The organism is Kribbella sp. VKM Ac-2568 (assembly GCF_004345365.1).
GTDB classification, from domain to species: Bacteria; Actinomycetota; Actinomycetes; order Propionibacteriales; family Kribbellaceae; genus Kribbella; species Kribbella orskensis.
This window is the reverse complement of the sequence record NZ_SLVF01000003.1, coordinates 1-22,679: the sequence shown is the minus strand read 5'-3', so window position 1 is coordinate 22,679 and position 22,679 is coordinate 1. Positions and strand designations below refer to the sequence as shown.

Sequence of the window (22,679 nt, the reverse complement as noted above, 5' to 3'; positions counted from 1 at the left end):
CCTGTTCGGAGGATGGCGCCTGGGGATTGCGCGCATACGATCCTCAGGTGACCGGGTCCTGGCTCCAGGCTGGCGTCCACGGGCGTGGCCCGGGGCGGGCTATCGTCCGCGGGTTGGAGCGGCTGGCCGATATCGGCGCTCGGCCGGAGGACACCCACGACGAGCGGCTCCGACAGGGCACGCTCATCTTCTCGTCGCTGCTGATCACGGCGATCTCCACGATCTGGGTGACCACGTACCTCGCGTACGGCGACCCGGTCTCGGCGGCGATCCCAGGCTTCTACCAGGTGATCACCGTCATCGGGCTGGCCGTCCTGGCCCGGACGCGGCGTTTCTCCACGTTCCGCAACACGCAGCTGCTGGCGTTCCTGGTGCTGCCGGCTTTGCTGCACGTCTCGCTCGGCGGCTTCGTGGCCTCGAGCGCGATGATCCTCTGGGCGATGTTCACACCGCTGGCGGCGCTCGCGTTGCTCGGTATCCGGCGCTCCGTGCCGTGGCTGGCGGCGTTCTTCGTCGAGTTGGCCGCGCTCGCACTGGTCGATTCCCGACTCGCACAATCCCCGTCGGCGCTGCCACCCGGCTTTGTGGTCACGTTCTTGGTACTGAACATCGCGGGCGTCATGGTGAGCGCGTACGTGATGCTCAGCTACTTCGTGGAGCAGCGGGAACGAGCCCATCGGGACCTCCGGGCCGAGCGGGAGCGTTCGGAGCGGCTCCTGCTCAACGTGCTACCGGAGCCGATCGCCGAGCGCCTCAAGACAGAGCCAGGGGTGATCGCGGAACACTACGACGCGGTGAGCGTGCTCTTCGCCGACATCGTCGGCTTCACGGCGCGATCGGCGGTGATGGCGGCGGTGGACGTCGTGAAGCTGCTGGACCAGGTGTTTTCCGCGTTCGACCGGATCGCCGACGCCGAGGGGGTCGAGAAGATCAAGACGATCGGCGATGCGTACATGCTGGTCGGCGGCCTACCGAAGCCGCGGCCGGACCACCTCGCAGCGGTCGCCCGTACCGCACTCGCGCTGCGCGACGAGGTTGCTCGGATCGCAGCCCAGCCCGGGCAGGACTGGCTCGCGGTCCGGATAGGAATCGACTCGGGACCGGTGGTGGCCGGCGTGATCGGCCGGCGCAAGTTCATCTACGACCTCTGGGGCGACACCGTGAACACTGCGAGCCGGATGGAGTCCCACGGCCTCCCCGGCGAGATCCAGGTCACGGGACGGGTGGCCGCCGCCCTCGGCCCGGAGTTCGCCGCACGTCCACGCGGCACCATCGAGGTCAAGGGAAAGGGCCCGATGCAGACCTTCCTCCTTGACCGGCCCTAGCGCCGGCCGACGGCACAGCATTGCTGGAGCGGAGGTGGCAGCTAAAGCTGTGCACTGGCATCCGCTCAGCAGCGGACGCGCGGTTTAGGAACCCGCCGCATCCTTCCGACATGCGCCCCTCCAGCTATACCCAGCCATCACCAGTTCGGCCGGTTTCGACTCCAGGTGACTCGGCCAGCCTCATCTTCGTTCCATGCGCAGGCCATTCACCGGAGGGCGGCGAGGCTCTGGGTCAGTTCCTGCTCGGTCGGCACGCGGTTGTAGGAGGCAACGATTGTGCTGTCAGCGCCAACGAAGGCAAAACTCGCCAGCGCGAAGAGGCCGTTCACAGTCGGGGTGTCTTCGTGGGCGAGGGGGAGTGTGAGGCCGGGGACAGCCAGTGGGTACCCGGGCTTTCCCAGGCTCCCCTCCTGGACTGCGAGCACCCGCGGCTTCGTGCCGTTGTCACTCAGGGTTTGCAGTTTTAGCAGCGCTTCCCGGTGGCCGGGGAACGCATCACCGCTCTCGTCAAAGGCCAGGTCAGACGGGAAGAACGCGAGTACGAACGGTTGGCCGACAAGATCCTTCAGTCCGATCCGACCGCCTTTGACCAACTCCAGTGTGAAGTCGGGTGCTTGCTTGGACTTCCCGGACGCCGGGTGCTCGGCCGCGACGACTGTCGACCGCGCGCCAGGCGGTGGTTCGGTCGAAAACGTCGTCGCCGTGATCGCGGGGTCGAGCACCAGTTTCTCTGCCACCATGAGTGGATGCTGCAGCATGATACCGGTGGCCTGATCGAACCAGACCTCACTCGTGGCGGGGGCACCCGGCTCGGGACTCGGCTCCACACACCGATATCCGGCCGCGGTCCGGCCGATGATGGTCTTCGTGGTCTTGAGATCGGTACATCCTGAGGACTGTGCTGTTGACCAGATGAAGCCGGCCCAGGACATCACACGCTGAACCTCGTCCGGGTGCTCACCCGGAGCCTCGTAGACGGTGTACGGCGGCTCGTTCGACTGAGAGAACACCAAAACGCGATTGCCATCCCAGGTTGTGAGGTACTCCTCGCCGACAACCGTGGCCTCCGGATCCCCGTAGATCGAAATCTTGAGCCGAACCTTGGTGCCGCCGTCGGTGATCAGGTGGTAACGCGTCACCTGTGGTCCGCCCTCGTCGGTGTCGAACTTCTGCAGGTACTGGACCTCGATCGGCTGCGGCCCGTGAACCGTCACACTGGCTGTCGCCCCACTCGTCGGGAATCGAGTAGCCGGCGCGCCGGCTCCGGGATCGGACCCGCAGCCGACTAGGAGCATCACCGAGACCGCTGTCCACCACACGCAGACCTGACGACTTGCCATCTGACTGTCCCCACACCGCGGCGACCGGCCGTCCCCACACCCTCGATGACCGAGGCCCACCGTGTCCCCAGACCGGTCAACTTAACCGTGGCAGCCGAGCCTCAGATGGTCAAGGGAATCGCAGCTGGCCGTTGATGACGAACACCAAACGACTGACGCGCCTAAATGAAGCGCTTCTTAGGCTCCGGGTCGATGGCGAGGATCCGGTTGACGTGCCGGGACGCGTCGAGCGGGGTGACTGCCTGCCGGTGCAGCGCCAGCACAGAGTCACTCACATCCATTGCGCATCGACCGCATCGGGCTGGAATCCCTTCAGGGCTTGACTTTGCGCCCTCCCTGCGTAGTGTCGCCGGTGGGGCGGGTAGCTGTTGCGCGGTGTTGGGGGTCGGACTGTTCGGCTGCACACTGCAGCCTTTCTACGCGTAGGCCGTGCCCGCCCTTCCGCCCGACCTCGATGGCCGGGTGATGGCGGGGGTCGCCACCTGTTCGCAAAGCGGCTATCCGTCTGCGGTCACCGGGCTCGGGCCTGGTCGGCCACCATGCCCATCGAGGCACAGGGAGGGACCATGCGCTTTCAGCCGTGGTCGAATGCTTCAGCAGGAACAGGTCGCAGCTCGCGCGGTAGCGTCCGAGCGGGTCGAGCAGGTCGGCGCCTGGTCGTCACGTTGGTCGCCATCCTCGGGCTGATCGTCGCGAGCGCGGGGACGGCGTCAGCCACCGGGAAGCACCACTCGCGCACCTGGGTGGTGAAACCGGGCCACTCGATCCAGAAGGTGGTCGACAAGGCCCGCTCAGGCGACACCATCAAGTTGAAGAAGGGCGTGTACTACGACGCGGTCTGCGTCGTCGGCAAGGGACTCACGATCATCGGTGCCGGCCAGGGCCGTACGGTCGTCAAACCACCCAAGAAGTTCACGAAGACCGCCTGCTGGGAGACACCGGACGAGGTCTCGGGCTTCGCCTTCGCGGGTCCGGACCGCAAGTCCAGGGTCAGCAACCTCACCACGGACGGCCACCCGGGCATCGGCGTGCTGGCGTTCGAAGCCAAGCGCGGGTTCGAGGTGTCGCATCACACCGGGCTGAGGCACGGTGAGTACGGCGCGGCAGCCTTCGAGTCCACGGGCATCGTCTTCACCCACAACACCGAGCTCGGCAACGGCGGCGAGGCGGGCCTGTATGTCGGCGACACCGACAACGCGAAGGCGTACGTGGCGCACAACCTGATGAAGGGCTGGGCGTTCGGCATGTTCATGCGCGACTCACGGCATGGCCTGGTGACCCACAACGTGATGCGGGCCAACTGCATCGGTGCCCTGGTTCTCGACACCGGGCCGAACGGCACCACTCCGGAGGGGGTCAACCGTCCGGGCGGCGCATGGTCCCTGGTCGGCAACCTGCTCACCGACAACGACCGGTTCTGCCCGGCCGAGCCGCCCGAGGTACCGGCTCTGTCCGGCAACGGCGTCGTCGTGCTCGGTGCCGACCACGTGCTGGTGAAGGGCAACAAGATCATCGGCAACGACGCGTCCAAGCCCGGTGACATCCCGTCAGCGGGCGTCGCGGTCCTCAACGGTGCGCTGGCCGGCTCGGACGCCCCGGAGAACGTCGCGGTCGTGCGCAACTTCTTCAAGAAAAACGACCTGGACATCCTCTGGGACGGGTCTGGCAAGAACATCGTGTTCCGTGACAATGCCTGCAAGACCAGCAACCCGGCCTCGATCTGCATGCACTCGCACCACTGATCGGGCGCACGCCTGAGTAGAGGCGACACTGGTCCCACGCCCATCCGGACGTGGGACCAGTACGCCACCGCCTCAGATCATCGCGATGCCGACGTACTTCGTGCGTCGTCTCCTGAAACTCGGTCCCGGCACGAAGGTTCGACCTTGACACAGTGGTCGTCGAGGGCTGGCCGGAGGACGGTCGACCAAAAGGAGGCCTTCGGTTCTCCAGCGTAGGTGTGTCAGCGGCAGGTGGGACGGTTCGGGTATGGCGATCACCGCTGATGAGCTTCGTCCGTAGTTCCGATCCGCCCTGGGGCGCCGACACCTGCTACCCGGACAGCCGGGAGGAATGGACTCCCCAGAACCCAGCGCGCGACCAGTGCGGCATGACGGCGCTGGTCGCGCAGGACATCCTGGGCGGTGCCCTGATCGTCGGCGAGGTCCACGTGGGCGACGTCCAGGTCGATCACCACTACTGGCACCGGCTACCGGACGGTTCGGAAGTGGACCTCACCGCGAACCAGTTTCGGCCGGATGAGGAGGTCGTGGGCGGCTGGGCAGGGTGGTCGCTCGACCACCGGACGCTCCGCACCGTCACCGCGAGCAGTACGAACTGCTGCACGGGCGAGTCCTCGAAGCGCTGGTCGCCGACGCGCGGGCCTGAACCGTCGCACGACTCTGCCGCGATCCGTTCGCTCGGGCGTGCCGAAATGTGAACCCGGCCCCGAGGATCGGCTCTGTCGGCGCCGTCTGCTTGGCTTCCTTCTCCGTCAACGCATCAGGAGGACCACTCGTGACTCGACCCCCAGCGCCGACCCAGCTCGTCGGTCTCACACCGCGGCGTCGGTGGGGTGACCGCCTCGCAGTGCCGGTCGGGCTGGGGGGCAACACGTTCGGCCGCACCACCGACGCCGCCGCATCCCATCGAGTTCTCGACGCGTTCACCGAAGCCGGAGGCGTGCTGGTCGACACCGCCGACACCTACTCCGACGGAGCATCGGAGGCCATCGTTGGAGCCTGGATGCGGGACCGAAAGAACCGCGACCAGGTGGTCGTATCGACGAAGGGCGGCAACCACCCGAGTTTCGAGGGACTGTCCGCGACCACCGTGGCCGCCGCGGTCGAAGCGTCGCTGCGTCGACTTGGCACCGACTACATCGACCTGTACTTCGCGCACTACCAGGACGACCGGACGCCGATCGAGGAGAGCGCGGCAGCGTTCGACGCTCTGGTCCAGGCCGGCAAGATCCGGGCCGTCGGACTCTCGAACTTCACCGCAGATGCCGTCCGTGAGTGGATCGACGCGGCTGGCAGCAGCGGCTTCGCCGCACCGGTTGTGCTCCAACCGCACTACAGCCTGGTTCATCGGCAGCCGTTCGAGGGGGAGTTCGCCTCGCTTGCGAGCGAGGCCGGTCTTGCGGTGCTTCCATACCGGGCCCTCGGTGGCGGATTCCTGTCGGGGAAGTACCGCACCGAGGCTGACACCGAGGACCGGGCCAGGGGAGCCGGCGTGCGACCTCTGCTCACGCCCGAGGGACTTCGCCTGCTCGACACCATCGACGCGATCGCCCACGACCATCGCGTCCGGTCCGCCACCATCGCTCTGGCCTGGCTGATGCACCAACCGACCGTCACGGCACCGTTGGCCTCGGCCACCTCCCTTGCGCAGCTCGACGAGCTCCTGGCAGCGCCGAGCGTGACGCTGGACCAAGCGGAGATTACCCGCCTCAACACCGCAGCCGATGACCTCGCATAGACCGCGGCGAGCTGGCCAGCTCGCCGCAGAGCTGCGAGTTGGATTCACCGGTGAGAACACACGGATCTAGCCGCTGACAGTGAATCGCGATCATGCCGATGAGCGGGGGTGCGGGCAAGGCGTCGGGGCACGGACGCGTTCGAATTGCGTCAGGAGAGGTCGACAACCACTTTGCCGAGGGCGCGTCCCTCGCCGACGTGAGCAAGCGCTGCGGGAACCTCCTCGAGCGTGAAGGTGCGGTGGATATGGATCCCTATTTCCCCGGTGACGCAGAGGGCGGCCAGCGGCTCGAAATGGGCCGGACCCTCCTTGACGGCGAGGATCCCGATTGCGCGACTGGTGAGCCGCCCAACCAGCCAGCCGAGGGTGAGCACGCGTAGCAGCGTGGGTACCGACCCGCCTACGCATCGATAGGTGCCGCCGGGCGCCAGCGCACGCCGGTAGGCGAACACCGAACGATGCGCGACCAGGTCGAGGATCAGGTCGTACGGCTGCGCGGCTCGGGTGAAGTCGTCCCCGCGGTAGTCGATCACCTCGTCCGCGCCGACCGACCGCATGAAGTCCAGCTTGGCGGCGTTGTCGACACCGGTGACGTGGGCACCGAGCCGCTTGGCGAGCTGGATCGCGAACGAGCCCGACCCTCCGCCGGCGCCGTTGATCAGCACCCGGCGACCCGGCGCGGCCCTATCCGTGCCCTGCAGGGCGATAGCGCCCGCCTGCGGGATCGTCGACGCCTCAGCGAACGTGAGCTGGGCCGGCTTGTGGGCGAGCGCGGACTCCGGCGCGAGCGCGTACTCCGCGAAGCCACCCATCAGCCTGAGGTTGTCGCCGTACACCTCGTCTCCGGGTCGGAACCGGGTCACCCTTTCCCCGACGTCGTCGACCAGGCCGGCGATGTCCGATCCGAGCGTCCGGCGAGCCGGGACACGCAGCCCGCCGATCCGCGCGTACGCGGGCGAGCCGCGCAGGCACTCCCAGTCGCTGAGGTTGACCGAGGTCGCGGCGATCTTCACCCGCACCTGGCCGGCGGCGGGCGAGGGTACCGGGACGCCCTCGACCTGCAGCACATCGGGGGACCCGTACCGGTCGTAGACGACCGCCTTCACGCCCGCCCCGCGGCCCACCTGGTCATGGCGGCAACGTAGCAAGCGCGGACGCTCGACCGACACGGTCAGTTCCGCATACGGTGAAATACAGGTGATGCGACTGGTCTCGGAAGGAGGCCTCGGCCATGGCGGACGACGAGGTAACCAGCAACCTCCAGGGCATGAATGAACTCGACTTCAACGGATGGAACCGAGCCGACTGGCATGGCGTGTTCGCCCGCTGCCACACCGACGACGTGCTTGTGGAAGTCAAAGGGCAACCGCCCACCCGTGGTATCCAGGAGCACATTGCGGCTATGGAGGCGCTGGTCGAGTCCACCGGTGGCACGCCGATCCAGGTCGCCTCCCACCCGATCAGCTTCGGCTCCGGAGAGTGGACCTGCGTGGTCGGCGAGTTCGAAGGCGGGGGCCGGATGGTGACCATAGCGAAATGGCGCGACGGCGCCGTCGCCGAGGAGTACATCTGGCTTTAGCCTCCGGCTCGGTACGCGGAACTTCCGAACCAACCGGCACGTGCGAGAAGGCGGCACGAGATTGGCACGGCGTGGTCCGGCACGCCCGTCGTCCATCGACGGCTTCAGCTCGCGCACGCGTCGGGGGTGCCCTTCGGGGCGGCTGGTGGTTCGGCGTCGGCGACGGGGTTTGTCGTGACCCATTTCCATCGGACTGCCCGGCGGAGCGTGTTGAACTCGAGGTCTGCTGCACCGAGGTAGCGATCGAGCAGCTGGTTGGCCGTGGCCTTCGTCCGGGGGTGCGCCGCTCGTACAGCTGGTTGAGCAGGTTGACCTTTGCTTGCTTGGCCAGCTTCTCGGCGTCAGGGCCGACCGGGATCGTCTCTGTCAGGTCGTGTCGACGTTTGGCGACGAGGTCGATGCCTGCGTATACGCGCACTCTGAAGGCGCCGCTGGGTAGCTCGTCGATGCTCCCCAGGTCGCGCTTCTTGCGACCGTTCGACCGCGTTATGAGCCACTTCTTCACCGTAGGCCCCGTCGGACTCGAACCGACAACCCGCGGATCAAAAGGCTGCGCGTCGGCGTGTCATCTGCCCCCTCACGGTGTCACTAGTATCGCCAGCGACCCCGCTGGCCACCTTGTCCAGCGCCAGTTGACTCCAGTTCGCGTCACGAACCGTGTCACGCGGCGGTCGGCGGGCCCCGCAGCCGCCACGCTGGCACTGCTCCGTCCGCATCACTTTGTCCCGTGAATACTCTCGCTTCGAACGCAGTCGCTCAAGGATGTTGCTGAGTGCGCCGCTGGCAACAGACCAGCCGAGAGCGACTGGCAGGCAGGGAAGCAGGTCGACTCATGAAGCGCGCCGCGGCCGCGCGACGTGCAGGGTGTAGTTACTTGGTGCGGCGATCGACTTCGCGAACGGCTCCGTCTTCAAGCTCAATCCCGCCAAACCTGGCGAACTCGGTCCGATGGTGGCGCCACTGCTGATTCCCGGGGAGCAGCTCGTGTCCTGTTTCAAGGCGGTGCGGGACTTCGTGGTCTTCACCGACAAGCGCGTGATTGCGGGCAACGTGCAGGGGATCACTGGCAAGAAGCGGGACTTCACCTCACTGCCGATTGCAAGATTCAGGCGTTCTCGGTCGAAACGGCCGGCAGCTTCGACCGGGACGCCGAGCTGGACCTGTGGTTCAGCGGTCTGGGGAAGGTTCGCCTTGAGTTCAAGGGAACGTCCGACATTCGTCAGCTGGGTTAGATGATCGCAACGGTGCCGACGGCCCGAACACCACCTAGGCAACGACCCAGGCGGCCGAAACCACCACGAGCACCACCGCCGGACGCCTTCGTCGCCAAAAAGCAACGGCACACTTTGAACGAGCACGAGACCAAGCCAGACCGCGCCCAGCAGGATCGACGTCCGCTGCTACGGCTCGCCGGGACCGATCCGCGGGTTGAGCAGGTGGAAAAAGGCCACCGCCGCGACCAGCAGCCAGTCGCCGAGCGAGTGGATCCGCCCCGACCGGCCCCGACTGCCGGCGCGAGTGACACCGGCGGTGTCCTGCATGACTTCATCGTGCACCCCCGCGAGCCACGCGGACCGGGCCGCGTCAGGCCGGCCGCGGACGCCGGCGCCGGGTACCCATCTCCGAGGCCCGGGGCGCGTGGCCGACCGGCGGCCAGGACGTGGCACCGAGCTCCCGCGAGACCGACCGTGCGGCAGTCCGCAGGCTGGCGACGACGCTGGCCGCGACTGGCCAGTCGCTGGTCGGGGCGACAAGGCCCATCGCACCCACCGCGCCCCCGAGCCTGTCGCTGAGAACGGCCGCGAGGCCGCACTCCCCGAGCACGGCCTCCTCGACCTCCTCGGCGATGCCGGTCACGCGAACCTGGTCGAGCTGCTTGCGGAGCGCGCGGGCATCGGTCATCGTCTCGCCGGTCATGCTGCCGAGGACTCCTCCGTCGAGGAGCCCTTCCGCGGCCTCCTCGTCGAAGGCGAGGATCGCCTTGCCCAGCGCGGACGCATGGGCAGGAATCACGATGCCGACCTCAGGCATCTGGCGCGAACCGTCAGGTCGGGGCTCGTGGTGCACCACCACGACGTCCTCGGCCATGGCCACGGCGGTGCGCACGGCGAGACCAGAGCGGCGGGCGAGATCCTCGGCCCAGGGCGCGACGCGAGACCGCAGCTCGAGTGTGTCGAGGTAGACGTTGCCCAGGGTGAGCACGGCCGGGCCGAGGCGGTACTGACCCGAGTCGTGCTCCTGCACGATCATGCGGTGGACGAGAAGAGTGCGCACGATGCCGTGGACGGTGGACGGTGGAAGGTCGAGGCGCTGAGCGATCTCGCCGAGGCTGAGCCGGTGACCGCCCTGGAGCACGGTGAGGATGCGCAGCGCACGGTCGACGGACTGGATCAACTCGTCACTCTCCAAGCGGGCTCAGATCGGGTCGGCGCAAGGTATTGCGCGGTGTGAAACAGAAGCGTACCTTCGACCATCATTCGACATTATCGAATGGTATTCCAAAACATGCCGAGGCCCGCCGGGGCGCTCGGTGGAGGAGATGCCATGAGCGAACCGTCCACTCCCCAGAAGATCGCCTCCGAGGTCATCGGAACCGCGTTTCTCGTCTTCATCGGCGTCGGGTCGGTTCCTGCGACCCTCATCGTCAACGGCGACGCCCCGTTCACCATGGCCGACCTCGGGATGATCTCGCTCGCGTTCGGGACCATCGTCGTGGCGACCGTCTACGCGTTGGGTCACGTCAGCGGCAACCACATCAACCCCGCCGTCACGCTGGGCCTCGCCGTGACGAGGAAGTTCCCGTGGAGGCAGGTGCCCGCCTACCTCGGCGCGCAGGTCGTCGGCGCGACGATCGGAGCCGCGGCCATCATCGCTGTACTCGGTGACAAAGCGAGCGACGTGGGCCTCGGCGTCGCGTCGTACGCCGACACGGTCGGTGTGCCGCAGGCGTTCGCCGCGGAGTTCGTCGGGACGTTCATCCTCGTGTTCACCGTGCTCGGCGTGATCCACCGAAAGGCGCCGGCCGGGTTCGCGGGCGTGGCCATCGGCCTGGTGGTCTTCGCGGCCATCATCCCGGTCGCCCCGGCCACGGGCGCCTCCATCAACCCGGCTCGCACCTTCGGCCCGATGTTCGTCCTGCAACTGGCGGGAGGCACGGTGAAGTGGGAGCAACTGCCGGTCTACGTCGTCGCCGAACTCCTCGCCGGAGCGCTGGCAGCACTGCTCTACCAAGCCCTCGTCAAGGGTGTCGACGAGGTCGTCGAGTCCCCCGACAGCACGGCACCGGCGCCCCGGCTGGCCGAGCCCACCAGTCGCGCCTGACCTCCCACCTCCACCCGAAGCTCGACCAGCACGAGGAGCCAGTCCCGTGAAGAAACTCATCAATGACCCAGCCAACGTCCTGTCCGAGTCACTGCTCGGTGTCGACGCCGCCCATCCGGAACTGCGGGTCGACCACGAGCACAAGGTGATCTTCCGTGGCGATGCGCCGCGGCCGGGAAAGGTCGGCCTTGTCTCCGGAGGTGGTTCCGGGCACGAGCCCCTGCACGGAGGCTTCGTCGGTCACGGGATGCTCGACGCCGCCGCCTGCGGCGAGGTCTTCACCTCGCCGGTCCCCGACCAGATCACGGCCGCGACGAACGGTGTTGACGGTGGAGCCGGCGTGCTGCACATCGTGAAGAACTACACCGGCGACGTGATGAACTTCGAGATGGCCGCCGAGATGGCCGGCGCGACCGGTGGCGCCGAGGTCGTGGCCGTGGTGACCGATGACGACGTCGCGGTACAGGACAGCCTGTACACCGTGGGTCGCCGCGGCGTCGGCGTAACCGTCCTGGTCGAGAAGATCGCGGGTGCGGCCGCGGAGGCGGAGCGGAGCCTGTCCGACGTCGCCGCCGTTGCCCGGCGGGTGAACGCCGCCGGCCGGAGCATGGGCCTGGCTCTGACGTCCTGCACGGTGCCCGCGGCAGGGAAACCCACCTTCGATCTGCCGGACGACCAGATCGAGGTCGGCATCGGGATCCATGGAGAACCCGGCCGGACACGCGTGCCGCTCGCGCCCGCGGCCGAGATGGCCCGGATGCTCGTCGATCCGATCCTGGACGACCTCGAGTTCTCCGGCGACGGCGTCCTTGCCTTCGTCAACGGCATGGGTGGCACGCCGCTGATCGAGCTCTACCTGATGTACCACGAGGTCGACCGGCTGCTGGCGAAGGCAGGAGTTACGGTGACCCGGTCGCTCGTCGGGAGCTACATCACCAGCCTGGACATGGCCGGTTGCTCGGTCACACTTCTCAAGCTCGACGACGAGATGCTGCGGCTGTGGGACGCCCCGGTGCGGACTCCGGCCCTGCGGTGGGGCCTGTGAGCGCGCCGCCGGTACCAGAGGTGCGCGCGGTGGTCGACGCCGAGGCGATCCGATCCTGGCTGAGCCTGTTCGCGGCGGAGGTCGCCCGCAACCGGGACCTCCTCACCCGGCTCGACGCCGCGATCGGTGACGCCGACCACGGCGCCAACCTCGACCGGGGGACATCGGCCGCGGTATCTGCCCTCGCCGGTGACGCCGCACTCTCGCCGCGAACCCTACTGAAGACGATGGGGATGACGCTCGTGAGCTCGGTCGGAGGTGCCAGCGGCCCGTTGTACGGCTCTCTGTTCCTCCGGATGGCAGGCAGTGCGGGCGGCGCCGACTCGCTCGACGCGCCGGCGTTCGCCGCGGCTCTGCGCGCCGGCCTGGACGGTGTCGTGGCCCGCGGACGTGCACAGGCCGGGGACAAGACGATGTACGACGCACTCTCGCCCGCCTGCGACGCGTTGGACCACGCCGTCGCGGCGGGGAACGACCTGGGCCACGCGTTGTCGCTCGCGACCGCGGCGGCCGACGCCGGGCGCAACGCCACGATCCCGATGCTGGCGCGGAAGGGTCGGGCGTCCTACCTCGGCGAGCGCAGCGTGGGACACCAGGACCCGGGCGCAACGTCGGTCGCGCTGCTGATCTCCACCGCGGCACGGGCGCTGTCCGGGGACGTGTCGCAGTGACGGGCCTGGTGGTCGTGTCCCACAGCCGGGCCCTGGCCGAGGCTGCGGTGTCGCTCGCGGCAGAGATGCTGCACGGCTCCGAGGTCCGGATCGCGGTGGCCGCCGGCTTGGACGCGACGACGTTCGGGACCGACGCGACCGCGATCGTCAAGGCGATCGAGGCGGCCGATGACGGTGCGGGCGTCGTGGTGCTGATGGACCTCGGTAGCGCGGTTCTTTCCGCTGAGATGGCGCTGGACATGGTCGACCCCGATGTCCGGGAGCGTGCGGTCCTGTGCGCGGCCCCGCTCGTGGAGGGGCTCGTCGTGGCTGCCGTCGCCGCGGCGGGCGGCGCGACCCCCTCGGAGGTCGCGGCGGAGGCGGTCGGGTCGCTGGCCGCCAAGCAGGGACATGTGGCCGCGCCCCCGCCGGGCCTATCGATCGTGGCTGAGCTCTCGGCCGCCAACGGGCTATCCGCGGACACCAGCAACCAGACGCCGACATGCACGGCGATTGTGAAGATCGCCAACCGGCACGGCCTGCACGCGCGACCCGCCGCCCGGCTGGTCCAGGAGTCCCGTCTGTTCGACGCCCGGATCGAGCTACGCAATCTCGACACCGGGGCGGGCCCCGTTCCCGCCACCAGCCTGTCCCGGGTCGCCACCCTGGGTGCGCTCTGCGGCCATCGGGTGGAAGTGGCCGCAACGGGCAGCCAAGCGCAGGAGGCCCTGAATCACGTCCTCGCACTCGCCAATCGTCGTTTCGACGAGCAAGACCCGACCAGCGCAGCCGCACCTCAGAGATCCGCCGGACATCGCGCGCACGGGACACCGATGCCGGCCTCGCCCGGCATCGCCATCGGTCCGGCTGTCTCGATGCGGGCAGCCGACGTCGAGATCCCGGACGAGGTCCCTGGCGACAGTCCGACCGAGTGGCGACGCGTCCGGGCCGCGATCGCCGAGGTTCGACGCGAGATACAGCGGATCCGGGTCGCGGCCGCACGCGAGGGTGGCGAAGGCGAGGCGGCCATCTTCGATGCCCACCTCATGCTCATCGACGACACCGATCTCCTCGATGACGTTCGCGCCCGCATCGCGGCAGGCCAGGCGGCACCGCGCGCCTGGATCGACGCGATCGCGTCCGTCGAGGCGGAGTTCGCGGGCGTCTCGGACGAGTATCTGCGGGCCCGCGCCCTCGACGTTCACGCGGTCGGGCAGCAGGTAGCGCGTGCCCTAACCGGCGCGCCGGCGATCCGCATCGAGGGCGAGGGCGTGCTGATCGTCGATGACCTGGTCCCGGCCCAGGTGGCCGACCTGGACACCTCGCGAGTGACGGGCATCGTCATGGCCGCGGGGAGCCCGACAAGCCACAGCGCGATCCTGGCCCGGTCCCGCGCCATCCCCACCGTGGTCGCTGCCGGACCAGCTGTGCTGGACGTACCACCCGGTACGACCGTTGCCCTTGACGGTACGACGGGACGGGTCTTCGTCGACCCCAGCGAGGAGACGCTTCGTGAGCTCGACGCCGCCGACCAGCAGGCACGGGCGAAGACCGCGCTGGCGAGGGCGGGAGCCTTCTCGCCGGCCGTCACGCGCGACGGGGTCGAGGTCCTCGTCGGCGCCAACCTCGGATCCGTCCCGGACGCGCGCGCAGCCGCGGACAACGGTGCCGAACTCGCCGGTCTGGTCCGCACCGAGTTCCTGTACCTCGGCCGGCACCAACCACCCACGACCGAGGAACAGATCGAGGTGTACCGGTCGCTGGCCGACGCACTCGGCGGAGAACGCCTGACCCTGCGGACCCTCGACATCGGAGGCGACAAGCCGCTTCCGTACGCACCCCAGCCGCCCGAGGCCAATCCCTTCCTGGGTATGCGTGGCATCCGGCTGGCGCTGGCCCAGCGCGACCTCCTCGACGACCAGCTCCGTGCAATCGTCGCGGTAGCCTACGAGACGCCTGTCAGCGTGATGTTCCCGATGGTGAGCACCGTCGACGAGCTCGCGGACGCGCGGCATCGCCTCGACCTTGCGATCCAGCTCGCTGGCCGCGGCCGGCCGGCGGGACTGCAAGTCGGGATCATGGTCGAAGTCCCGGCCGCCGCCCTCAAAGCAGACGCCTTCGCGCCGCACGTCGACTTCTTCAGCGTCGGCACCAACGACCTCACCCAGTATACCGTGGCCGCCGAGCGGGGAAACCCGTCGGTCGCCTCGCTGGGCGACCCGCTCGACCCTGGCGTGCTGCACCTGATCCGCGCTGTCTGCCGGGCCGCCGAAGGCCGCTGCCTGGTCGCCGTCTGCGGCGAGCTGGCGGCCGACGAAGCGGCGACTCCACTACTGGTGGCACTCGGCGTCCGCGAACTCAGCGTGGCACCGTCCTCCGTCGCTGTCGTGAAGCAGGCCGTCCGTCAGATCGACCGTGCCGCAGACGCCGAGCTGGTACACCGTGCCCTGACTGCAGCAGGACCCCGAGACGTACGCGCGATCCTCGGCTGATCCGCACGGTGTCGGCGGGTGCACATCCGAAGCGCTGGGTTTCCCGGCAGCCTGGTCGTCTTCGCTGACCCTCCAATCGGGTCGGTGCGACCAAGTGAAAAGTAGCTGAGCGTAGTTGTGGTCACCCTGAGGCCCAAGCACGACGCGCTCCGCGGGGCCGGCTGCGATGAGGTGTTCGTTGACAAGGCGTCCGGGAAGCTGGCACGGCGGCCGGAAGTGGACCGTGCCTAGCTGTCGGCCAACCGCAATGGCGGCCAGTTGGTGATCACCAGGCTGGACCGGCTAGGCCGATCCCTTGAGCACCTGATCGAGTTGTCCAAGGACCTGCAAGGGCCTGATCTTAGGCGAATTCGCACCACGTTTGATCCCACGACCACCAGTGGAGCGCCGGATGTGGTTGTGGCCTCCGACCTGTTTGCGCAGGTCAGAGGCCACTTCTTCACTGTGGGCCCCGTCGGACTCGAACCGACAACCCGCGGATTAAAAGGCTGCGCGAGGCCGTAAACTCTGCCCTCTCCAGGCGTCACCAGCATCGCCGCGAACACCGCTGAGCGCCTTATCCAGCACTGGTTGACGCGAGTTCGCGTCACGAACCGTGTCACGCGGGTCTGCGGAGTGTCGCACCGCTAGCGCGTCCCATCCGAAAACCGTGTCGCGACCATGGCCGCGGGCCGAAGCACATCTAGTCGGGAACGGCTGGCGAGGAACCCGTACGAGGGAAGGTTCGTCGTCCGTCGACGCCGACCGCCAGGGGTGGCGAGCCGTACGGTAGAAACCCAATATCCGGCTGTTCGTCCCCTGGAGCACCGTCGGCATCGCGCAGATCGACGGGTAGCACCACTCCAGCGTGGAGGGCTGGGCTGTCGCTAGCGAGCCTCATGTCGTCGGCGCCAGCCGGACCGGCCTGGGCGGGATCGAAGTCGCGGAATCTTGGATCGCTGTCGATCCCGTTTTTCTCGTAGCCAGGCGGGTGAGTAAGTTCGGTGTCGGCGAAGATGAGGCTCTTGTCGAATGGTGGATCGCCGCGCAGTTCGGCCAGTGATGCGAAGTCTGTTGCCGGTCTGATGATTGTTGTCGGTCCGTCTTCGACGGCGTACTTCGGATGGTGTAGTAGGTGGCCATCGATGTATTGACCGGCGCGGTAGTACGCGTTGCCGTTCGTCTCGGCGGGCAGGTTTGGATCGGGCAGGAATCCGATTGGCTTGTCTGAGTTTGGGATGGTGTTCACCGCGACGAAGACGTTGTTGTAGCTGCGGAGGCTCGCTTCGCCCTGGTAGCCGCGAAAGAAGCCGAATGACGATGCGGAATCTCGGTCTTTCACGACGATCGTGTTCTGGAAGATGGCTAGCGGTCCATCGGGATGTTGGCTCTTGTATATCGTGCCGGTTGCGAGTATGTCCCCGTTGTTGAATTCCGGTTCGGGTGACGGCTCGCCGTCACCGTCGACCGTTCCGGGCGGCCGTGGGCGTGACTTGGTGAAGGGGTGTCTGAGATCGATGAGATTGCGGTACACGAGCGTATCGGTGCTGGCGGCATTCTTACTGCCGGAGCTGATGGCGGTCTGACATTGCTCGATCACGTTGCCGAAGATGTGATGCTCCGCAGCGTTCTCGGTATCGATGATGATGGCGTCGTCGTTCATGTTCTTCACCCAGTTCCGTGAGAACTCGACGCCGTTGCCGAAGAGGGCGTTGTCGTGACCATTGATGAACTCGCAGAAGGAAATCTTGGTTCCTTGAAGCTGCTTGTTTCCTGCCAGCAGGCTTCTCGTCGTGTTCTCACCGGGCGCGTGCCCCTTGCTGTGAGGATCGTCGGAAAGCAGCTTGAACTCGTCTTTCCGGTCACTGCGGAAATACCACGGCGGCAGCCCGCCGTCGATCAGGCAGTGGGTGATCACGGTCCCGACGCATTTCCCGCTGAGCCGGATACCCTGGGGTCCGGCAAGAATCTCCACATGGTCGAGACGGACGTCGTTACAGTCCTCGATGACGACACCGGCGTCGCCGTGCCGCACGGTGATGTCGCACACTTGCACTGCAGCGCACCCGACGATGCGCAGCACCCCCTGCGCCAAGGTCCAGATCGCCAGCGGCACGTTGCGTGGGTCGGTCTCGCCGTCATAGTCCGGGAAGCAGGCCACGTTGTTGTGGGTGGGTGAAAGTCGGACGTGGATGAACCCATCGTCATCCTGAAAGATGCCAGGGCCCATATAGACCCAAGGGCGGCGGGTAGTCGCATCATCGGCCGGCTGCGGGCCGTCGACGGCCTGGTCGACAGGCATACGGCCACACTTCTCGTTCTCGGACTGCAGGTCCTCGAGGAACTGGTGTGTGATGAGGCGGGTGTGTGGGACGCGGTCGAGGAAGGAGCCATGGGCGGTGTTGTTGTTGTCGTGGTCGTAGGAATCCTTGGAGACATACTCGTCGGAATCTGTGCCGACGACGGGATCCCACAGGTCGTTGGGGGCGTCCCGGAAGTCCTTCAGGGTCCCGTCGATGATGGCGTGCTCGCCCGGATACGAGCAGATCACCTTGCCGGTAAGGTTGTGGACGAAGAGCGGCCCAACATAGATGCCGCCGCGGAGGTAGAGGACATCCTCGCCATTGGCCAGTTGCGTTAGACCGGTCTCGAGTGACCACGGACTCGCCGCCGTGCCCTCGTTCTCAACGAGTCCGTCGGGACTCACGACAATCGACATGCGAAACTCCCAGAGCTCTAGGCGACCTAGCGCATTCGGCGTCTCTGATTCCAAAACCTCTGACCGACCCAGCGTCAATGCCAGGCGACCCGCGGATAAACGCGCATTACGCGCAGTCGCGGTGAGGGCCGTTCACCTTGCCTGCGGTGTCGCGAAGCATGGGGAGGCCGCAGGATCTGCATTTGGTCCCGCCGCAAGGCCGACCACGACCTCATCTTTACTAGCTTTCCGCTATCTGCAGTGGTTCGCCGCGCTCACTCACTTAACGCCTCCTCTGTGCGCGGTCACCCCACCAATGACGATCCGCTGCCGTCGTAACTCGGTCAAGGACTTACCCGTCGTGAACACGTACCGCGATTGTCGGCGTCGCGGTCACTTTGTGCCAGCGCCCGAACCAGACGCCGCACCGGACGAGCAGGAGCGCTGGGTGTGGGGTCGAGGCGCATTACGCGCGTCCCGACTGATGCGGAGTCCAGCAGTTCGACCGCGACAACCGCGGAGTCGGGCTTCATGACAGCCGTGTGTTTAGGACCTTCTCTGGTCAGGAGGGCGCGCCCGGAAGTATTCGAACCGGCGACCAACGAATTAGGAGATCGTCTGTTTGTTTGTCGGCCCGACTGCACCAGTTTCAACGTGGTGGTGGCCGCGCGGACCACTCTGGGCCCGTCAAAGCGGTCGGAGGTCGGTGCCGGGGATCCAGGTGACGCGGCCGTCCTTGTCGCGGACGCGGCCGAGCCACTCGCCGTTGTCGCGGACCTTGACATCCAGCTCGCCGTTCTCCCACTAGGCTCGCTGGACCGGCTGGGCCGGGTCCACCTCCGACAGCAAGCCTCCACACCCACCGCTGAACCGGTCAACCCGATACGAGTTACGACCCCAACCTTTCTGGATGAGGCACTAGCATCTGGTCCGCTGGACCCCGGAGCGCGGAGAGTTCGGGAAGAGCACCAGACGAATACTGTCGTCATACGGCACGACAAGTGTGCTGGCATCGGCAGTCCACGCGCCCGGGACGAGGAACAGACGGTCATCGGATGCCAGGAGCAGGCGTAGCCCGTTGTACTCGTAGCGATGCTTCACGCCTTGTCCGAGATCGTTGCACGTCACGCCGGCGGGAATGACGGGTAGGGCGTCGCGGGTGAACAGCGCGACCTGTGGCCGCCGGTGCAGGTTCGCGGCGTCGAACTCGGCCCGGCCGGTGCCGTAGGCGGCGGCAAAGGTGTTGGCCGTCCAAAACAGGCCGGTCGCCAGTACTCCGACAGCGATGACGATGGCGATCCCCTCCATGCGGGCAGCGAACGATCCCGTCCACCAGGATGGCTCCCGGTTACCCGCAGCCTGCACGGCGACTCGGCGGGCCATCCATCCGCCATAGACCAGCAGCGGTGCTCCGACGGCCAGGGACAGCGGCGTGACTCCCGGCGTCTCCGTCTCGGCCACTACGGGACGGAGCATGCCGATCAGCGCCCGGGCAATGAGCAGCACGCCGCCGGTCGCGCAGATCGCGGCGAGTGTGCGAACAAAGAGATGGTGTGGCGACTCGAGGAGCCAGCGGACCGCGAGGTGTAACCCAGTCACACCGAGCAGCGCCAGCAGGAGAAGGGCAGCGACTGGGTAGACTGTCTCGGCGCCGTACAATAGCAGCGATTGATTCGACAGCCCGGTCAAGTCAAGGTCGACGCCGAAATAACGGAAACGTTGCAGCGTCGCGACGTATCCGTACCACAGCAGGAGCGCGGTGATCAAGGTTACCGGCGGCGCGATCGCGAGCAGGCCCTTTACCTTGTCGGACCAGTTGGTGATATTGGGCTCGGCAGACGGATGTCGCTCCGTCGGCGCGGCGCCGGGTGCCTGTTGCGGGGCCGACGTGGAGGCTGCCGACCGCTTCGTGGCGGATATTGAGCCGGAGCCCGCCATGGCCGATTCCGCGGATTGGCCGCTTGGAGTCTTTTGCGTGTGTGCGGTATCAGGAACCGCGGGCCCATGGGGCTTGTCAGGAGGTATGGGCGCCATCGTTACTCCGCCTCGCACGACAAGCCCTGGGGGCCGGTGATGAACCCCTCCTCGTCGACGTATGCGGTAAGTTGACACTGCACGATCCACTCGGCAGCGACAGGGCGGTTAGCCGAGGGCACGTGCGGGTTTTTTATCTCCGAGCAGGGTGTCACTAAAGCTTGCCTACAAAGCGTGAATAGCCTGAAGGAAACGATTGCGGTGTAGTCGCCTGACGCTGTCGGGGTGTCGATCCGCGGAGCTATGCCGCAGGTCTGCGTGTCAGTGAAGACGAATCTGGGCGTGCAACCATCCGCCGTGCCGATCGGCTCGCCCTGACCGGGGGTGCCACAATGGACCGGGACATATCCGAGTTGGTGTACCGAGATCGGGGTCGAGCTCGGGCTGGGGGTGGGCGACGGGCCCGACGGGTCAGAGACACTGATCCGCACCACCGTCGCGGTCAATCCGGGCGCGGCAAGGTACATGATCGCGCAACCGGATGGCCAGTCATTGTTCAGGGTGGGCCCCCCGATGCGTACCCTTGGCGTCGACGGGGGCCTGGTCGGGGACTGGGCCTTCGGCGAGGATGTGCCGGTTGTCGGGGGACCGGAAAGCGTGTGCGTGGTCGGACGAGAACCAGATGGGCTAGGGGGTGTGCCGGTGGGCGCCGTTGGTGGGATCGACGCGGTTGTCGGCTCGCTGCCGGGTTTATCTGACGATTGGGTGGACGGGGTCGTCGACGCGGAATCTCCGTTAGCCGCGTCGGAGTTCGCTGGGTCGGTGGTCGCGACTCGGACAAGGTAGATAGCGCCCAGAATTGCAAGGCCCACGACGACCGCGACGGCGGCCACGCGCCTTCGTTGCTTCGACGTCTGCCCCATTCGAGGATGTCCAGGTCCCTGTACCAGCGCTAAACCGCGCTCATCGGTGGATCGAATGCAGATGCGGAACGAAAGGGTCCGCCCACCGGCGCCCGCGGCGACTGCCCTCGTCCCCAGCTGCCAACGACCTGGCCAACACAACCGGTGGCACGGTCAGCTGCAATCTGGTCACTGTGACAGTCATGACGTCCCCCGCCGCTTTCAACACAATCAGCATGCGCCGATTGGCAGATCCGTGCAACGGCATTCGGAACGGACAGGAGTCGAGATACATGCGATAGCCCGGGCGTACTGACAAGTTCTGTACACGACGTCCTTTGGAACTCAGCAAGGGCTGAACGACAGTGTCGCCCATCCAATCCGACTGCTTGGGCACCTGCCTGCAACGCGGGTGTCGGCCGGGATCCCCACGGTGGGGGTTGGCGCAGCCAGGTTCCGGGGCCCGCGAGTCGTTGCAGGAGTTCGACTTCGACCGCGCTCGCGGTCTGAAGCGGACCTGCTGGGCGCCGGGCACCTGGGATTTCGTCTCGGCAAAAGGAAAACTGGTCTTCCTTGCACGACCCGGCTCTGGCAGGACCCGGCTCGCGCTAGGGCTGGCGTCTGAGGCATCCGACACGAGCCGCGGGACGTGGCCTCTGCGAGGCGCGGGCTACACGAGGCTAGGCGAGGTGTGGGAACTCGCGGCGGCCGTCGACGCCCACCCGCATGCGGTCCACCCCGTGCCGGTTGCAGCCTCGGTCGCGGGACGGGAGAAACCAGAACCCGCCTGCCTCGATGTCTATCCATGCGAGCTCGTCGTGACGGCGCTGTCGTGAGCGGGACTTCCGCTCTCGAGCCGTAGGTCGTCGCCAGGTTGTGGCGTACCGGTCTCGTCGAATGACTTGAACAACGGATCGGTCGACTGGCGGCTCTGTTCCTGCGGCGATTCGGCCAGAATGTAGTCGCTGAGCTCTTGGTGCGGCTTGGAGGCCGAGCCAGCGGTCGGAACCCTGAAATTCGGGGCCGGTCCTGAGCCGAACCGGTGGTAGGTGTTCCCGTCCGTCGGTCCGGCGAAGCCGCTCGGCGGAAGGAACGCAATCGCCTTGGCCTCATTCGGTTTCGAAAACACCGCGACGAAGATGTTGTTGTATGCCCTGCGCCGATCCGCGCCGACCAGTGATCTGTAGTGGCCGAAACCGGCGGCGGCAATGTCCTCCAGTGCGGTGCCGATGCCTCCCGCGTCGAGCACGATGCAGGTGTTATGGAACAGGTCGAACGGGCCTTCGGCCGTGCCCTCTTTGTGGAAGCGGCCCTGGCGCAGTGGACCATCGTTACCAGGCCGGGTCCCCAACGTTGGCAGCCGGCTATCGAACAGATTGCGGAAGATATAAATCTGTCCGACAGCGTTGCCTGAGAAGCTTAGTGCCGTCAGGCACTGGGTGATCACGTTCTGGTAGATCCGCGCGTTCCTGGTCCCGGGAACGCCCGCCACGATCAGGCCATCGTCGGTGAAGTTGTGCACCCAATTGTGGTGAAAGCGCATCTCATCGCCGAATGGACCGAGACGTCATGCCCGTTGACCATCTCGCAGTGGTGCACCGAGATCCGCAGAGCACGATCGTCTCTAGTACGACAGCCGTAGTTCGTGATGGTCATCCTGGGATGGCTTGTCGGCGCTGGTAGTGGCTGTGTCGGGCGCGGTGTTGGTGGCGGCGTCTCCAGGTGGACCAGCGCAGTCGGTGTCGCAGGTCGCATATCGATGCGGTGATGAAGGTGTTGAACAGGCGTTTGATCTCGTTGCAGGTCATCCCTGAAGGAGCGGGGCCGGTCAAGAGGTGCTTTTGACCGTTGTTCTGCTTGTTCGCTGGGGATCGGGGACGCGCCAAGGTAAGGC

At 66.8% G+C, this 22,679-nt stretch carries 17 protein-coding genes and 2 pseudogenes; 12 read left to right on the top strand and 7 right to left on the bottom strand.

The features are described 5' to 3' along the window. Nucleotides 1-47: 47 nt before the first annotated feature. The gene (locus EV648_RS07505) at nucleotides 48-1,325 is read left to right on the top strand and encodes an adenylate/guanylate cyclase domain-containing protein (RefSeq protein WP_132286820.1); all 1,278 of its coding nucleotides are present in this window, start codon (nucleotides 48-50) and stop codon (nucleotides 1,323-1,325) included. Between the two features lie 206 nt (nucleotides 1,326-1,531). Here the strand turns inward: EV648_RS07505 and EV648_RS07500 are convergent, their stop codons facing one another. Beyond that, nucleotides 1,532-2,539: a hypothetical protein gene (locus EV648_RS07500; RefSeq protein ID WP_132286817.1), complete on the bottom strand. Its 1,008-nt coding sequence runs from the start codon at nucleotides 2,537-2,539 to the stop codon at nucleotides 1,532-1,534. 791 nt (nucleotides 2,540-3,330) lie between these two features. Here EV648_RS07500 and EV648_RS07495 point away from each other — a divergent pair. The 3 genes from EV648_RS07495 (at nucleotide 3,331) to EV648_RS07485 (ending at nucleotide 6,145) form a co-directional block, all read left to right on the top strand. Next, nucleotides 3,331-4,407 carry a right-handed parallel beta-helix repeat-containing protein gene (locus EV648_RS07495; RefSeq protein ID WP_132286814.1) on the top strand — a complete coding sequence of 359 codons (1,077 nt, stop codon included), beginning with the start codon at nucleotides 3,331-3,333 and terminating at the stop codon, nucleotides 4,405-4,407. Nucleotides 4,408-4,670: 263 nt separating this feature from the next. Continuing rightward, a complete protein-coding gene (locus EV648_RS07490) occupies nucleotides 4,671-5,105 on the top strand; it encodes a hypothetical protein (RefSeq protein WP_199234481.1) in 435 nt (144 codons plus the stop codon). Between the two features lie 77 nt (nucleotides 5,106-5,182). Beyond that, entirely contained in the window at nucleotides 5,183-6,145 is a 963-nt protein-coding gene (locus EV648_RS07485; protein ID WP_241994955.1) for an aldo/keto reductase, read from the top strand. Between the two features lie 149 nt (nucleotides 6,146-6,294). On the opposite strand, the gene EV648_RS07480 is transcribed toward EV648_RS07485, so the two are convergent. Further along, complete coding sequence (locus EV648_RS07480; protein WP_199234480.1) at nucleotides 6,295-7,269, bottom strand: NAD(P)-dependent alcohol dehydrogenase; 975 nt, start codon at nucleotides 7,267-7,269, stop codon at nucleotides 6,295-6,297. Nucleotides 7,270-7,376: 107 nt separating this feature from the next. On the opposite strand from EV648_RS07480, the gene EV648_RS07475 reads away from it, so the two are divergent. Beyond that, entirely contained in the window at nucleotides 7,377-7,724 is a 348-nt protein-coding gene (locus EV648_RS07475; RefSeq protein WP_132286811.1) for a hypothetical protein, read from the top strand. A gap of 885 nt (nucleotides 7,725-8,609) precedes the next feature. Further along, nucleotides 8,610-8,956, top strand: a pseudogene (locus EV648_RS07465) (PH domain-containing protein). 168 nt (nucleotides 8,957-9,124) lie between these two features. Here the strand turns inward: EV648_RS07465 and EV648_RS42495 are convergent. Both EV648_RS42495 and EV648_RS07460 read right to left on the bottom strand, forming a co-directional pair. Next, nucleotides 9,125-9,265: a hypothetical protein gene (locus tag EV648_RS42495; RefSeq protein ID WP_158293932.1), complete on the bottom strand. Its 141-nt coding sequence runs from the start codon at nucleotides 9,263-9,265 to the stop codon at nucleotides 9,125-9,127. 43 nt (nucleotides 9,266-9,308) lie between these two features. Further along, entirely contained in the window at nucleotides 9,309-10,118 is an 810-nt protein-coding gene (locus EV648_RS07460) for an IclR family transcriptional regulator (RefSeq protein WP_132286808.1), read from the bottom strand. 150 nt (nucleotides 10,119-10,268) lie between these two features. On the opposite strand from EV648_RS07460, the gene EV648_RS07455 reads away from it, so the two are divergent. The 6 genes and pseudogenes from EV648_RS07455 to EV648_RS45095 all read left to right on the top strand — a co-directional run bounded on the left by EV648_RS07455 (nucleotide 10,269) and on the right by EV648_RS45095 (nucleotide 15,736). Further along, entirely contained in the window at nucleotides 10,269-11,045 is a 777-nt protein-coding gene (locus tag EV648_RS07455) for an MIP/aquaporin family protein (RefSeq protein WP_132286805.1), read from the top strand. Between the two features lie 46 nt (nucleotides 11,046-11,091). After that, nucleotides 11,092-12,090 carry a dihydroxyacetone kinase subunit DhaK gene (dhaK, locus tag EV648_RS07450; RefSeq protein ID WP_132286803.1) on the top strand — a complete coding sequence of 333 codons (999 nt, stop codon included), beginning with the start codon at nucleotides 11,092-11,094 and terminating at the stop codon, nucleotides 12,088-12,090. After that, the gene (gene dhaL / locus EV648_RS07445) at nucleotides 12,087-12,761 is read left to right on the top strand and encodes a dihydroxyacetone kinase subunit DhaL (protein WP_370452699.1); all 675 of its coding nucleotides are present in this window, start codon (nucleotides 12,087-12,089) and stop codon (nucleotides 12,759-12,761) included. The genes dhaK and dhaL overlap by 4 nt, the downstream gene beginning before the upstream one ends. Further along, a pseudogene (gene dhaM / locus EV648_RS45100) lies at nucleotides 12,758-13,144 on the top strand (dihydroxyacetone kinase phosphoryl donor subunit DhaM); the annotation flags it as partial. The gene dhaL and the pseudogene dhaM, both read left to right, overlap by 4 nt. 9 nt (nucleotides 13,145-13,153) lie before the next feature. Then, nucleotides 13,154-15,232, top strand: coding sequence for a phosphoenolpyruvate--protein phosphotransferase (gene ptsP, locus EV648_RS07440; protein ID WP_370452707.1), 2,079 nt, complete (start codon nucleotides 13,154-13,156; stop codon nucleotides 15,230-15,232). 231 nt (nucleotides 15,233-15,463) lie between these two features. Further along, nucleotides 15,464-15,736 carry a hypothetical protein gene (locus EV648_RS45095; RefSeq protein ID WP_370452706.1) on the top strand — a complete coding sequence of 91 codons (273 nt, stop codon included), beginning with the start codon at nucleotides 15,464-15,466 and terminating at the stop codon, nucleotides 15,734-15,736. A 178-nt stretch (nucleotides 15,737-15,914) separates the two neighbouring features. Here the strand turns inward: EV648_RS45095 and EV648_RS07430 are convergent, their stop codons facing one another. The 3 genes from EV648_RS07430 to EV648_RS07420 all read right to left on the bottom strand — a co-directional run bounded on the left by EV648_RS07430 (nucleotide 15,915) and on the right by EV648_RS07420 (nucleotide 22,307). Continuing rightward, on the bottom strand, nucleotides 15,915-17,930 hold the full coding sequence (locus tag EV648_RS07430) for a hypothetical protein (RefSeq protein WP_132286800.1): 2,016 nt from the start codon (nucleotides 17,928-17,930) through the stop codon (nucleotides 15,915-15,917). Nucleotides 17,931-18,827: 897 nt separating this feature from the next. Next, nucleotides 18,828-19,847 (bottom strand): hypothetical protein, encoded by a 1,020-nt coding sequence (locus EV648_RS07425; protein ID WP_132286797.1) that lies wholly within the window; start codon nucleotides 19,845-19,847, stop codon nucleotides 18,828-18,830. 1,737 nt (nucleotides 19,848-21,584) lie between these two features. After that, nucleotides 21,585-22,307, bottom strand: a complete 723-nt coding sequence (locus EV648_RS07420; RefSeq protein ID WP_132286794.1) for a hypothetical protein — start codon at nucleotides 22,305-22,307, stop codon at nucleotides 21,585-21,587. Nucleotides 22,308-22,679 lie beyond the last annotated feature (372 nt).